10 protein-coding genes and 2 riboswitches are annotated in these 13,534 nt (G+C 70.2%); of the genes, 3 read left to right on the top strand and 7 right to left on the bottom strand.

The features are described 5' to 3' along the window. From cbiB to cobD, 4 genes are all read right to left on the bottom strand, one after another. The gene (gene cbiB, locus EV659_RS02245) at positions 1–996 is read right to left on the bottom strand and encodes an adenosylcobinamide-phosphate synthase CbiB (protein ID WP_200287601.1); all 996 of its coding nucleotides are present in this window, start codon (positions 994–996) and stop codon (positions 1–3) included. Beyond that, positions 993–2,612, bottom strand: coding sequence for a cobyric acid synthase (locus EV659_RS02240; protein WP_132707049.1), 1,620 nt, complete (start codon positions 2,610–2,612; stop codon positions 993–995). The genes cbiB and EV659_RS02240 overlap by 4 nt, the downstream gene beginning before the upstream one ends. Positions 2,613–2,693: 81 nt before the next feature. Further along, positions 2,694–4,544, bottom strand: a complete 1,851-nt coding sequence (locus tag EV659_RS02235) for a TonB-dependent receptor plug domain-containing protein (protein ID WP_132707048.1) — start codon at positions 4,542–4,544, stop codon at positions 2,694–2,696. A 191-nt stretch (positions 4,545–4,735) separates the two neighbouring features. Beyond that, positions 4,736–4,950: riboswitch (cobalamin riboswitch) on the bottom strand. 232 nt (positions 4,951–5,182) lie between these two features. Next, the gene (gene cobD, locus EV659_RS02230; protein ID WP_132707046.1) at positions 5,183–6,244 is read right to left on the bottom strand and encodes a threonine-phosphate decarboxylase CobD; all 1,062 of its coding nucleotides are present in this window, start codon (positions 6,242–6,244) and stop codon (positions 5,183–5,185) included. Positions 6,245–6,395: 151 nt separating this feature from the next. Beyond that, positions 6,396–6,616: riboswitch (cobalamin riboswitch) on the top strand. 165 nt (positions 6,617–6,781) lie between these two features. Between cobD and EV659_RS02225 the strand changes: the two genes are divergently transcribed. From EV659_RS02225 to EV659_RS02215, 3 genes are read left to right on the top strand one after another with little or no spacing between them, the layout of a single operon-like run. Beyond that, positions 6,782–7,690, top strand: a complete 909-nt coding sequence (locus EV659_RS02225; RefSeq protein ID WP_165878655.1) for an ABC transporter substrate-binding protein — start codon at positions 6,782–6,784, stop codon at positions 7,688–7,690. Next, entirely contained in the window at positions 7,687–8,799 is a 1,113-nt protein-coding gene (locus EV659_RS02220) for a FecCD family ABC transporter permease (protein WP_132707042.1), read from the top strand. The genes EV659_RS02225 and EV659_RS02220 overlap by 4 nt, the downstream gene beginning before the upstream one ends. Continuing rightward, positions 8,796–9,614 (top strand): ABC transporter ATP-binding protein, encoded by an 819-nt coding sequence (locus EV659_RS02215; protein ID WP_132707040.1) that lies wholly within the window; start codon positions 8,796–8,798, stop codon positions 9,612–9,614. The genes EV659_RS02220 and EV659_RS02215 overlap by 4 nt, the downstream gene beginning before the upstream one ends. A gap of 38 nt (positions 9,615–9,652) precedes the next feature. Here EV659_RS02215 and EV659_RS02210 read toward each other — a convergent pair whose 3' ends face one another. From EV659_RS02210 to EV659_RS02200, 3 genes are all read right to left on the bottom strand, one after another. Beyond that, positions 9,653–10,789 carry a site-2 protease family protein gene (locus tag EV659_RS02210; RefSeq protein ID WP_132707039.1) on the bottom strand — a complete coding sequence of 379 codons (1,137 nt, stop codon included), beginning with the start codon at positions 10,787–10,789 and terminating at the stop codon, positions 9,653–9,655. Positions 10,790–10,894: 105 nt separating this feature from the next. Beyond that, positions 10,895–12,082 (bottom strand): acetate/propionate family kinase, encoded by a 1,188-nt coding sequence (locus EV659_RS02205; protein WP_132707037.1) that lies wholly within the window; start codon positions 12,080–12,082, stop codon positions 10,895–10,897. Further along, positions 12,079–13,515 carry a bifunctional enoyl-CoA hydratase/phosphate acetyltransferase gene (locus tag EV659_RS02200; RefSeq protein WP_132707035.1) on the bottom strand — a complete coding sequence of 479 codons (1,437 nt, stop codon included), beginning with the start codon at positions 13,513–13,515 and terminating at the stop codon, positions 12,079–12,081. Before EV659_RS02200 ends, EV659_RS02205 begins: the two co-directional genes overlap by 4 nt. Positions 13,516–13,534: the final 19 nt, after the last annotated feature.

Genomic DNA, 13,534 nt, shown 5'->3' with positions numbered 1-13,534 from the left:
TCAGAGCAGAAACGGTGCCGACGCCAGGGTGCCGGCGGCGGCACCCAGGATCAGATGGGCGCGGCCGGTGAGCGCCAGCGCGCGGTGCACGTCGGCGGTCTCGGCCTGCGCCCGGCCGTCGCCGAACCAGGCCCCGTCCACGGTCTCGGCGCCATAGCGGCGCGGGCCGCCGAGCGCCAGCCCCAAGGCACCGGCCATGGCGGCTTCGGGCCAGCCGGCATTGGGCGACAGATGGCGCCCGGCGTCGCGCCAGGCGGTGGCGAGCGCCCGCAGGCCCCGGGTGCCGGCGGCGAGCGCGATCAACAGCGCGGTCAGCCGCGCCGGCACCAGGTTCAACAGGTCGTCGGTGCGCGCCGCCGCCCAGCCGAACGCCCGGTGGCGCGGCGTGCGGTGGCCGATCATCGAATCGGCGGTGTTGACGGTCTTGTAGATCAACAAGCCCGGCAGCCCGCCGACCAGGAACGCCAGGGCCGGGCCCATGACGCCGTCGGCATAGTTCTCGGCCAGGCTTTCGATCGCCGCGCGGCACAGCCCGGCGCGGTCGAGCGGCCGGGTGTCGCGCCCGACGATCATCGCCGTCGCCCGTCGCCCGGCGGCCAGGCGCCCGGCCTCGTCGCCCGGGGCGTCGAGCGCTTGGGGCACCGCGGCCACATGGTCGGCCAGACTGCGCCAGGCCAGGAACACGGTGACCACCAGCACCACCAACAGCGCGCCGCCGGTCAGCCGGGCGGCAGCGACTTCGAGCCCCCAGCCGACCCCGCCGGCCAGCGCCACCAGCGCCGCCAGCGCCACCGCGCCGAGTACCCGACGCACCGGCTCGGGCCAGCGTTCGCGGTTGAGCCAGCGATCGGCGCGGTCGATCAGCGCGCCGATCCACACCACCGGATGACCCAGCCGGCCCCACAGCCGCGGCGGGTCGCCGACCAGCGCGTCGAGCACCAGGGCGATCACCAGCAGGCCGGCGCCCATGATCATGCCCATCACGGTGCCGATCATGGCGCGCCAGGGGCGTCTGCGGCGTCTGCGGCGTCGGTGGCGGCATCCGCCGTGGCGGTGGCCGAAACGGCCGCGCCCACGCCGGCGCGCGCCACCGCCAACAGCCCATCCACGTCCAGGTGCCGTTCGAACGCCTCGGCGATGCTGTCGAGGGCGGCGTCGAGGGCTTGTGTATAAGACCCGGCGGCCGCGCCGGCGGGCAGGCCGAGGGTCTCCAGAAAGCGTTGGCGGAAGCCGTCGGCGGTGAACAGGCCGTGCAGATAGCAGCCCATGACCCGGCCGTCGGCGGACACCGCGCCGTGCGCCCGGCCGTCGAGGGTCAAGAGCGGCCGGTCGAGCCCCGGCCCCCGGGTTTGCCCCATATGGATCTCATAGCCTTCGACCGGCAGCGGGCCGCCGGCCGGCCGGCCGGTCGCGTCGGCGGGCGGGGTCCAGTGGCCCCGGGCCGTGCGCACGGTCTTGTCGCCGGCCATCTCGGTGTCGATGTCCAGAAGGCCGAGGCCGGGGCGCTCGCCCGCCGCGCCTTCATGGCCCTCGGCGTCGGCGACCCGGCGGCCGAGCATCTGGAAGCCGCCGCAGATGCCGAGCACCCGGCCGCCCTGGCGCACATGGGCGGCGATGTCCACGTCCCAGCCCTGGGCGCGCAGGAAGTCCAGGTCGGCGACGGTCGCCTTGGTGCCCAAAAGCACGATCAGGTCGGCGGGCGGGATCGCCTCGCCCGGCGGCACGAACACCACGTCGACGCCGGGGTCGGCCTTCAAAGGGTCGAGATCGTCGAAATTGGCGATCCGCGACAGCATGGGCGCGGCCACGGTCAGCCGCCGGCCGCCAGCACCGCCTTGCGGGCGTTCCAGCACCACCGCGTCTTCGGCCGGCAGCCGGCGCGCCGCGTCCAGGTGCGGCAGGACGCCGAAGCCGGGCCAGCCGGTGCGCCGTTCGATGAACGTCAGGCCGTCGTCGAACAGGGTCACGTCGCCGCGAAACCGGTTGATCAGAAAGCCGCGGATCATCGCCGCGTCGGCCGGGTCGACCACCGCGTGGGTGCCGACCAGGGCGGCGATGACGCCGCCGCGGTCGATGTCGCCGGCCAGGATCACCGGCACGCCGGCGGCGCGCGCGAAGCCCATATTGGCGATGTCGCCGGCGCGCAGATTGACCTCGGCCGGGCTGCCGGCCCCTTCCACCAGAACGATGTCGGCGCTGGCCTTGAGCCGCTCGAAACTGTCCAGCACATGGGCGAGCAGGGCGCCCTTGCGCTGCTGATAGGGCAGGGCGTCGAGGATGTCGTGGCGGCGGCCCTGGACGATCACCTGGGCGGTGCGGTCGCTTTGCGGTTTGAGCAGCACCGGGTTCATGTGCACCGTGGGCGCGACCCGCGCGGCCAGCGCCTGGACCCATTGCGCGCGGCCGATTTCGCCCTCGCCGTCCGGGCCGTCGCCCGCCTCGCCGGTGGCGACCACGGCGGCATTGTTGGACATGTTCTGGGGCTTGAACGGCGCCACCTTGAGGCCGCGATTGGCGAGCGCCCGGGCGAGGCCGGCGACCAGGAACGACTTGCCCACATCCGAGCCGGTGCCCTGGATCATCAAGGCCGGCGTGGGCGCAACGCTGGTCATGGGCGGTCTCCGGGTAGTGCGAAAACCGCCGGGGCGCGCGGCCCCGGCGGCTGGGGTTGATGAACGCGGAGGCTGCGCCGGTCAGAACCGGACGCGCAAGCCCCCATAGGCCGAGATCGGCGCCGTCCCATAGCCGAAATTGTCCTGATAGTCGGCGTCGGTCAGGTTCTCGATCCGCACCGTCACGTCCATATAGTCGGTCAGGGCGTATTCGGCGCGCAGCGACACCACGGTGAAGCTGTCGAGCGGCTGGGTGCCGTCTTCGTTTTCCCGGCCGTTGAACCAGATGCCGGTGGACAGGGTCAACTTGTCGATCGGGCGATAGGCGATCTCGGCGTTGAACCGGTGGTCGGGCTGGTTGTTGGCGGCGATGGTGGTGGTGGCGTTGAACGCGTCGAGATAGGTGTAGGCAGCGTTCATGGACAGCTTCGACGTGAACCGGAAGTCGCCCGACACCTCGACGCCGCTGGTCTCGAACCGCTGCACGTTGCGATAGGTGAAGGCGTTGAGGTCGAACGAGATCAGGTCGTCGATTTCCTGGTCGAAATAGGTCACGCCCAGGCGCACACGCTGGTCCAGGAAGGCGCGTTCAAGCCCGATGTCCCAACTGTTGGAATATTCCGCGCGCAGGTCGGGGTTGAAGCCCAGTTCGCCCACCGACGGGCCCCGGAAGCCTTCGGAATAGCTGCCGCGCAACGCGCCGCCGATATAAGGGATCTCGATCCGGCCCGAGCCGCTGAACGTGGTCTCGGCGCCGAATGCGTCGGCATCGTCGTGGCGCACCCCGGCGGTCAGCGACACGCCCTCCAGGGGCCGCAGATGGACCAGGCCATAGCCGCTCCAGGTGTCGATCGCCTGGTCGCCGCCGAAGCCCACCTTGGTCTGGCTTTCCTGTTCCTCATACTCCATGCCGTAGATCACTTCGACCTGGTCGATCGGCCGGCCCTTGCCCTGATATTCATAGGACAGGCGGCTGCCCGAATTGTCGAAGCTGATGCCGGCGTCGGAGAAGAACAGCCGGTCGGTCTGCACATAGGTGACCGAGGCGCGGTGGCTCAACCGGTTGTCGAACATGGTGTAGGTGGCGAAGGCCCCGACGGTCAGTTCCTCGGTGTTGGCCACTTCGTCGGCGTCGGTGACCACGCCGTTGACAACGCCGTCATACTCGTTCTGGCTGTCCTGGTAGCGCAGCACGGTCTGGAAGCTCAGATTGTCGAGCGGCTTGTAGAGACCCTTGGCCGAGACGGTATAGTTCTCGTAGCCGTCGTCTTCGGTGTTGCCATTGGCTTCGTCGGCGCTGGAAAACCCGCGCACGCGCACGCCGCTCAGCGACACCCGGCCCGAGACGATGTCGTTGCCGCCGCGCACATTGGCGCCGCCGCGGAAGGTGCCGAACGAGCCGCCCTCGAAGAAGCCGCTGCCGGCAACCCCGTCGGCGCCGCTTTTGGTGACGATGTTGATCACCCCGCCGATGGCGTCCGAACCCCACAGGGTCGATTGCGCGCCGCGGATCACTTCCAGGCGCTCCACATCGTTGGTGTCGAAATTGGCGAAGTTGAAGCTGGTGCCGAACTGGGCCGGGTTGTTCAGCACGATGCCGTCCTGGACCACCAGGGTCTGGTTGCTGGGCAGGCCGCGCAGCGACACGCTGGTGGTGCTGCCGACCGCACCGGTCTGGGTGATCTGGACGCCCGGCAGCACGCGCAGCGCGTCGGACACGAAGCGTTGCTGGCGCAACTCGATCTGTTCTTCGGTCAGCACCGAGACGGCGCGGCCGATCTGGTCGAGCGACAATTCGAAGCGGGTGCCGGTGACGAGGATTTCTTCGACCGGGTCGTCCGCACCCGCGGGCATGGCATCGGCGGCCACGGCGCCGGCCGACGCGGCGAGCCCCAGCAGGGAGGTGGACGCAAGCAGAGAAACTGTCTTCATGGCGCAGTCCTTATCTGACGAAGGACCGGCCGCCGCCCCCGCAGGTCACGCCGACCGCGGGGTCTGCTGATCAGATCGGGGCGGGCAAGCGCGCGCATTGCACCTTAAGCCCGTCGCGGCGACAGGTCCGTTAAACGGTTCCGATGTCGCCACGAACGGTGTCCGCGTCCCCCGACTGGTCCCGGTCGGCGAACAGGGCGACGCGATGGCAGGTTTTCTGGCTCGCGGGTCGTCGCCGCATCATCCCGGCCTTCCCAAGGCCCCGAGGCCTCAGTGGACTGTGGAATGACCGCTCGCCGCTCACAGTTGCGGGCACAGCGCCGGAATGGGCCCCGAACTCGCGTTCCAAGACCGCACCGGCTTCCCTTTTACCCTCCGAAGAGGCACCATCTGGGTCCGGGTGTTAACCGCAGTTGACAGCCCGCGACAAGCCTTGTTGACAGTCGCTGGCCAAGTTTCGCGAGGGTGTTGCTTAAAAGTCGATGCCGCGCTTGGCCTTGATGCCCCGGCCCCGGGGGATCGCACAGGGCGGCCGCCTCGCTGACCGGGGCAGCGGCCTGGGCAGCGCGGCTTGGGCGGCGGTGTTCGGCCCGTAGTGCGGCCAGTCGCGGCGCTTGTGGCCATCGCCGATCAGCCGGTCAGACAGATCGCCTATGGGGCTCTGCCGCTTTCAACGCGGTGGATAGGCGGTGCCATTGGGCTTCGTCGCCCGGCAGGCCGAAGCGCAACCAGCGCGGCTGATAGTCGAAGCGCCGCACCAGGATGCCGCGTCGGCCGAGCCCGTCGACCCAGGCGGCGGCGTCGTCATGCTCGACCAGGCGATAGAGCACGGTGCCGCCGACGACCCGGAAGCCCGCACGGGTCAACAGAGTGTCGAGCCGCCGGGCATCCTGGTGCAGGCGCGCACGCGTGGCGGTGATCCACGCGGTGTCGGCATAGGCGCGCGCAGCGATGGCGAGGGCGGGGCCCGAGACCGACCAGGGACCAAGCCGTTGGCTCATCGCCTCGACCCACACCGGCGCGGCCGCCATCAGCCCCAGGCGCAGGCCGCCGAGCCCGAAGAACTTGCCGAACGAGCGCAACACGATGATGCCGGGATGGTCGCAATAGGGCGCCAGGCTGTTGGTCGGGTCCAGGTCGGCGAACGCTTCGTCGACCACCAGCAGCCGGGGCCCATTGGCGGCATTGAGCAGCGCTCGCAGGGCGTGGGGTGAAAACACCCGACCGCAGGGATTGTTCGGATTGGTGATCAAAAGGGTGGTGGCACCGGTGGCGCGCGCGGCGTCGAGGCCGGTGACCGTCTCGACCCGGTGCCCGGCGCGCGCCCAGGCCGGGGCATGTTCGCCATAGGTGGGGCCCAGGATCGCCATTGGGCCCGGCGGCACCAGGTGTGGCAATTGGCCGATCAGCATTTGCGACCCCGGCGCCGTGGCCAGGCGCGCGTGTCGGGCCAGCCCCAAATAGCGGCGCGCTGCTGCCAGCAGCTCGACCTGGTTGGCGGCTTGGGGCAGGCGGGCCCACAAGTCGGGCGCGACGGTCCCCACCGGATAGGGCCGGGGATTCAGACCGGTCGACAGGTCGAGCAACGGTCGCGGTGCGTCGGGCCAGGCTGCGGCGGCCGCATCGTCGCCGCCATGGCGGATCGGCGGCAAGGAGGGCGGCGCCGGGTCGAAAGCGGTGGGCGGAGCGGAGTCCGGCATCGGGCAATGTCTCGGCGAAAGCATGCGGTTGGGGTCGGGCCGGATGACCCGGCTCCCGGATCGGCAGCCAAACCGACCCGGAACGGTTTGGCAAGCCCCGAACGGTGACCGACCGCGCTCACGGGCGATCTTGACGCACCTGAGGTTGACGACTAAGCAGGATGTCGATGGCGGCCCGATAAGCGGGCCTGAAAAGGGAAGTCGGTGCGGCTTTGGGGTGTCCCGGGTCAAGTCCGACGCTGTCCCCGCAACTGTAAGCGGTAGCGATCGTCCGCGCTCGTTTGAGCGGCCACTGGGGTCCGAACCCTGGGAAGGCCGGGCGGATCGCCGTGACCCGCAAGCCAGGAGACCTGCCATCGCGTCGCCCTTGCCGTCGGGCGGGTGAACCGAAGGCAGCGCGCAGCCGTCGTGGCGACATCTCGAAGCCCGTGGACGGGCCGGTCGGCGAGATGGGCTTTGACCAGCGCAATCGACGCCGCACCGCCGGTCCACCGAACCGGAGTGTCGGCCATGGCCCAAATCCCCTTGGTGCCTTTCTTGCGCCCCCGCCCCCCCACGCGGCGCCGCCTCGCCGGTGCGCTGGCGGCTTGCCTGGCGCTCGGCTGGGCTGGCATCGCCCAGGCCGGTGACACCCGGTCGGGTGCCGCCGAAGCCGATACGCCGCCGACGCGCGTTGTGTCGCTGAACCTGTGCACCGATCAACTGGCGATGATGATGGCCGGGCCGGACCAACTGGTTTCGGTCAGCTATCTGGCGAGCGATCCGCGGTCGTCGGTGATGCATGAGGAAGCGCGCCAGTATCCGGTCAATCAGGGCCAGGCCGAGGAGGTGTTCCTGCTCGACCCCGACCTGGTGGTGGCAGGCAGCTATTCCAAGCGCCAGGCGGTCGCCATGCTGCGCCGGCTCGGGTTCCGGGTCGAACAGTTCTCGCCCGCCTCGTCATTCGACGATATCCGCGCCAATGTGCGCCGCATGGGGGCGCTATTGGGGCGCGAGCGGCAGGCCAACCAACTGATTGCCGATTTCGACGCCCGGCTTGATGCGGTGCGCGACGCACGCCAGGGCCAGCGCCCGGTGCGCGCCATCGTCCACGGCTCAAACAACTACACCTCCGGACGGCATACCTTGGTCCAGGAGGTCTTGGAGGCGGCGGGCATGCGCAATGTGGCCGACGAATTGGGTTATAGCGGGTTGGCCCGGTTGCCGCTGGAACTCATGGTTATGGCCGAACCCGATGCAATCATTTCGGGCAATCGGTTCACCAGCCCGGCGCTGGCGCAGGAGGATTTCCGCCACCCAGCGCTGGACGCCTTCGCCCATGTGGATCGCACCCAGGTGGGTGATTATTACTGGATCTGCGGCACCCCGGCGACCGTGCGCGCGGTCGAACTGTTGTCCCAGACCCACCAGACGCTGGCCGCGACGGATCAGGAGCCGGGCGCATGAGCGGGCGCTCCGACGCGATTGCCGGCCGCCGGTCCGAGGCGGCCACTGGCGCGGTCAAGACCGGCGCTGCGGACGTCGCCGCTGGCGACCCCGATACGACCGGGCGTGCGGCGGTGCCGCGCGACCGCTTTTGGTGGTTGATTGCCGCCCTTGTGCTGGCGGTGGTGGTGCTGTTCGGCGTGTCGCTGCTGGTCGGGCCGGCGGCCTTGGGGCTCGGCGAAAGCCTGGAGGCACTGTTCACCGGGCGCGGCGACGCGGCGGTGCTGGTGATGCAGGAGATCCGCCTGCCGCGTGCCATTCTCGGTGCCATGATCGGCGCCACCTTGGGCCTGTCAGGCGCGGTGTTGCAGGGCTATTTGCGCAATCCGCTGGCCGAGCCCGGGTTGATCGGGGTGTCGGGCAGCGCGTCCTTGGGCGCGGTGCTGGCGATCTATACCGGCCTGTCGGCGCAGTTCGCGCTCGCCTTGCCGTTGATGGCGCTCGGCGGCGCGTTGGTGGCGGTGATGGCGGTGCAGGCGATGGCCGGGCGTGGTGGCTCGATCACATTGATTTTGGCCGGCATCGCGGTCTCGGCGTTCGCCAGCGCGCTTACCTCGCTGGCGCTCAATCTGTCGCCGAACCCGTTCGCGGCGCTGGAAATCGTCTTCTGGATGCTGGGCTCGTTGGCCGACCGGTCGATGGTTCATGTGCAACTGGCCGCCCCCTTCATGGTCGCCGGCTGGATCATGCTGGGCTCGCTCGGTCGGGCGCTCGATGCGCTGTCGGTGGGCGACGACACCGCCGCGTCCATGGGCGTCAACGTGCTGCGGGTGCGCAATCTGGCGGTGGTCGGCACCGCTGCGTCGGTCGGCGCGGCGACCGCGGTCGCCGGCGCCATCGGCTTCGTCGGCCTGGTGGTGCCGCACATTCTGCGCCCGCTGGTCGGCGCCCGGCCGTCGCGGCTGTTGCTCGCCTCGGCGCTCGGCGGGGCGGCGATGCTGCTCGCCGCCGATGTGGCGGTGCGCTTGGTAGCACCCGACAAGGATCTCAAGCTCGGCGTATTGACCTCGCTGGTGGGCGCGCCGTTCTTCCTGTGGCTGATCTATCGTACGCGGCGGAACCTGGTATGACCTGCCTGACCCTTGAAGACCTGTCCGTGTCGCTGGGGCGCACACAGGTGTTGAGCGGCCTGGATCTGACCGTTGGCGCCGGCGAATTGGTCGGGTTGATCGGCCCCAATGGCGCCGGCAAGTCGACGCTGATCCGCGCCATGATGGGGCTGATCCCGGCGCGCGGCCGGTGCCTGCTGGGCGGCGACCCGGTGGCCAGCCTGCGCCCGGGCGAGCGCGCGCGGCGGATCAGCTATGTGGCGCAGGAGCGTGAAATCGGCTGGCCGGTGACCGTGGAACGGATCGTGGCCCTGGGCCGCGACGTCTACCGCAAGGCAGGGCGCGCGCTCTCGGCCCACGACCGGGCCATGATCGAGAGCGCCATCGCCCACATGGACATCGCGGCGCTGCGCCACCGTCCGGCAACCGACCTGTCAGGCGGCGAGCGGGCGCGGGTGCTGATCGCCCGGGCGCTGGCCCAGGACACGCCCTTGATGCTCGCCGACGAACCCACGGCGGGGCTCGATCCGGCGCACCAGATCTCGTTGATGAGCATGCTGGCGTCGCTGGCCGCCGACGGTCGCGGTGTCGTCGCCTCGCTGCACGATCTGGGGCTGGCGGCGCGTTGGTGCACCCGTCTGGTGCTGCTCGACCGGGGCCGCATCGTCGCCGACGGGGCGCCCGAGGCGGTGTTGACGCCCGAGGTGCTGGCCCGGGTCTATGGCGTCAAGGCGCATCTGAGCCACCATGACGGCGGCCTGATCGTCCAGCCGCTCAGCTTGATCCGCCCGGCGAGCCCCGACAGCCACGCCGCTGTGGCCGGGGCGCGGGGCTGATCGTCAGCCGCCGGGCGCGGCCGGGCGCGCCGTGGCGGTCAGCGCTCGCCCTGGTCGCCCAGGTCCATCTTGAGCTGCAACAGGGCGACGATGTCCTTGAGCGTCACCAAGCCCACCAGCCGGCCACGCCGGACGACCAGAAAGCGCGACCGGCCGCTGCGCTGCATCCGGGTCAGCGCCTCGGCGGTGTCGGTGTCGGGGTCGAGGACGATATCGTCGCTGAGCGGCGTCATGGCGTCGCCCACGGCGGTTCCGGACCAGTCCTCGCGGGCGATCGTGCGCACCTGACGCGGGCCGATGGCGCCCAGCACCTGCCGGCCGTGCAGCACCGGGAACATATCGTGGTGATAGCGATAGAGCGTGTTGTCGACGAAGTCGGCCAGGCTGGTCTCGGGGCTGACGCAGATCGGATCGCGGGTCATGAAGCGCGACACCGGTTCGCCGGCCAGGATGCGGCTGGTCATCATGTGCTGGTAGGAGCCGTCGGCGGCGGCCCGCACGAACAGGCCGATGACGATCCACCAGGCTCCGCCGATCAGATTACCGGTCAGGATGAATAAGACGCCAAAGGTGATCAGCACCAGACCGAAGCCCTTGCCCACATCGGTGGCGGTGCGGGTCGCCGCCAGCAGGCTGCCGCGCCAGTGCCAGAGGGCGGCGCGCAGCACCCGCCCGCCGTCGAGCGGAAACGCCGGAATCAGGTTGAAGATCGCCAGGATCAGGTTGACCAGCCCCAGATAGGCGAACAAGGCCCCCGCCGGCGCGCCGGCCAAGGCTTCGACCGGGGCGGCGAGGCCCCAGAACAGTCCGGCCAGCACCAAGCTGGCGATCGGCCCGGCGATGGCGACCCAGAATTCGCTTTTGGCGCTTTCGGGCTCGTTTTGAAGCTCGGCGACGCCGCCGAAGATGAACAAGGTGATGCGCCCCACCGGCAGGCCATAGCGTCGTGCCACCACCGAGTGCGACATCTCGTGCAGGATCAGCGACACCATCAGGCCGAGCATGCCAAGCAGCCCCAGGCTCCAATAGGTGGCCGCGGTCAGGTCGGGGTATTGCAGCGGGAAATAGCCGGTCGACAAGGACCAGGTGATCAGGAAGGCCAGTAAGAGCCAGCTGGGGTCGACGCGGATATCGAAACCGAAAATCTTGAACAGCGATATGGCGTTCTTGAACATCGCCAGCCCTCCCTGATTGCGAGCGTCGGGCCCCCTTGCACGGCGGCCCGACGACAGGAATGTGAGCGCTTTACGCGGCCGAAACAACCACCAACCCGGTAGGCTCTAGCGTCGCGCCTGCGCCAGCGTGTGGCGCGCGATCATGCCCGCCTCGTCGGTGGCGATCGCCCACAGGCCGACCCGGCTGTCCGGGCTGTGCAGGCAGGGGCCGCCGGCGGCATTGGCGGCGTCGTCCAACTCGGCGCCCATCCAGGCCAGGTGACGGGCGACGCCCGCGCGGACGCCGGGGTCGTTCTGGCCGATGCCGGCGGTGAACACCACCGCGTCGAGGCCGCCGAGGTCGACCGCCAGCGCGGCGATGCCCTGGGCCACGCGATAGGCGTAATAGTCGAGCGTGCGCACCACCTGGGGGTCGTCGCTGGCGCGCAGCACGGTCATGTCGTTGCTCAAGCCCGACATGCCCTTGAGCCCGCCATGGTGGTAGAGCAGGTCGGCGACCGCGTCCGGGCTCATGCCCTCTTCCTGGATCAGATAGAGCACCAGGCCGGGATCGAGGGCGCCGGTGCGGGTGCCCATGGGCAGGCCGTCGAGCGCCGTCAGCCCCATGGACGTGGCCACCGAGCGGCCGTCGAGCAGGGCGCACAGGCTGGCGCCGTTGCCCAGGTGCGCAGCCACCGTGCGCCGGGGCAGGTGGCCGGCGACCTCGGGCAGGGTGCGGGCGATATAGTCGTAGGACAGGCCGTGAAAGCCATAGCGGCGGATGTTGCGGGCGAAATAGGCCGGCGGCAGCGGGAAGGTCTTGGCCCGCCACGGCTTGCCCTGGTGGAACGCGGTGTCGAAGCAGGCGATATGGGGCACGTCGGCGACCCGGGCGCGAAAGGCGCGGATGGCGGCCAGATTGTGCGGCTGGTGCAAGGGCGCGAGCGGCACGAACGCGGCCAGCCGGTCGAGCACCTGGTCGTCGACCCGCACCGGCTCGGCGAAGTCGGGGCCGCCATGGACCACCCGGTGGCCGATGGCGGCCAGCGGCGCGTCGGCGGTGACCCGGTCGAGCCAGTCCATCAGCGGATCGAGGGCGGCGTCCTGCGCGTCGCGACCGGCTGCCGGCGGCGCCAGCGCCCGGTCGGTGGTGACCGTGCCGGCGGCGTCTTTCACCGTCAGCTGCGGTCGGTCGGGCAGGCCGGTGACGCTCGCCCCGCCGATCCGGCGCAAGGCGTTGCCGTCGTCGCTATGGAACAGGGCGGTCTTGATGCTCGACGAGCCCACATTGACGGTCAGGATCGACTGGCTCACCGCAGGTCTCCTTGGGGCGTGGCAACCGTCGCGGCTCCGCGGCCCAGGGCCTGGGCGTGCAGCAGCACCGCAAGGGCCGCCGAACCGACCCGCTCCAGCGCCTCGTCGGCGCGGCTGGTCAGCGCGATCGGCACCCGGGCGCCCATGACGATGCCGGCGCCGACCGCGCCCGACAGATAGTCCAACTGCTTGGCCAGAATGTTGCCCGAGATCAGGTCGGGCACGATCAGCGCGTCGGCGTGGCCGGCGACGCCTGAGCGGATGCCCTTGATGGCGGCGGCCTGTTCCGAGACCGCGTTGTCGAACGCCAGCGGGCCGTCCAACTCGGCGCCGGTGATCTGGCCGCGGTCGGCCATCTTGCACAGGGCCGAGGCGTAGAGGGTGCTGTCGAGCTTGGCGTCGACCGTCTCCACCGCCGACAACAGCGCCACCTTGGGCCGCTCGGTGCCGAGCGCGTGGGCCACGTCGATGGTGTTGGCGACGATGTCCTTCAAGGCGTCGAGGTCGGGGCGGATGTTGATCGCCGCGTCGCTGACCAGCAGCGGGCGTTCGTAGCTCGGCACGTCCATGACGAACACGTGCGAGATGCGCCGTTCGGTGCGCAGGCCGCCGTCGCGCCGGACCACCGCGCCCAGCAACTCGTCGGTGTGCAGCTTGCCCTTCATCAGCGCTGCGACCTCGCCCGCCCGGGCCATGGCGACGGCGCGGTCGGCGGCGGCGTGGCTGTGTTCGGTGTCGACCAGCGCGCAGCCGTCGAGCGACCGGTCGAGCGCGCGCGCCGCCTCGCGGATCTTGGCCGCCGGGCCGATCAGCACCGGCTCGACCAATCCCTTGGCCGCAGCGTCGAGCGCGCCGCTCAGCGACGGCCCGTCCACCGGGTGGACCACGCCCAGTTTGACCGGTCCGAGCCGCCCGGCGACCTCTGCGGCCTGGTCGATGATCGCGTCGAGCCGGGCGCCGCCGCCGTGCAGTTCGACGCTTGCCCGGCGCGCGCGTTCCCGGCGCACCTTGGTGGTCGGCGCGATCACATGGGCCTGGCCCTCGATCAGCACGGTGCCGTCGGCGCCGGTGCAGGTGCAATCCAGCGTCAGCCGGTTGCGATCCTTCTTCTCGGCCACGCGTACCGTCGTGGTGACCGTGTCGCCGGCGCCAATGGGCGCCTTGAAGCGCAGATCCTGGCCCAGATAGATGGTGCCGGGGCCGGGCAGTTCGGTGCCCAGCACGGCCGAGATCAACGAGCCGCCCCACATGCCGTGGGCGATGATCTTGTGGAACTGGCTGTCGCGGGCATAGGCCTTGTCCACATGCACCGGGTTCATGTCGCCGGTCAGCGCGGCAAACAGGCGGATGTCCTTTTCCGACAGCGTGCGGGTCAGGCTGGCGGCGTCGCCCACCGCCAACTCGTCATAGGTCTTGTTCTCGATCATCTTCATGGGGTGCGTCTCTCTCATT

Origin of the sequence: Rhodothalassium salexigens DSM 2132 (genome assembly GCF_004341375.1) — a bacterium.
GTDB lineage: Bacteria > Pseudomonadota > Alphaproteobacteria > Sphingomonadales > Rhodothalassiaceae > Rhodothalassium > Rhodothalassium salexigens.
The sequence above is the reverse complement of the archived record's forward strand: the minus strand, read 5'-3'. Positions and strand labels throughout refer to the sequence as shown.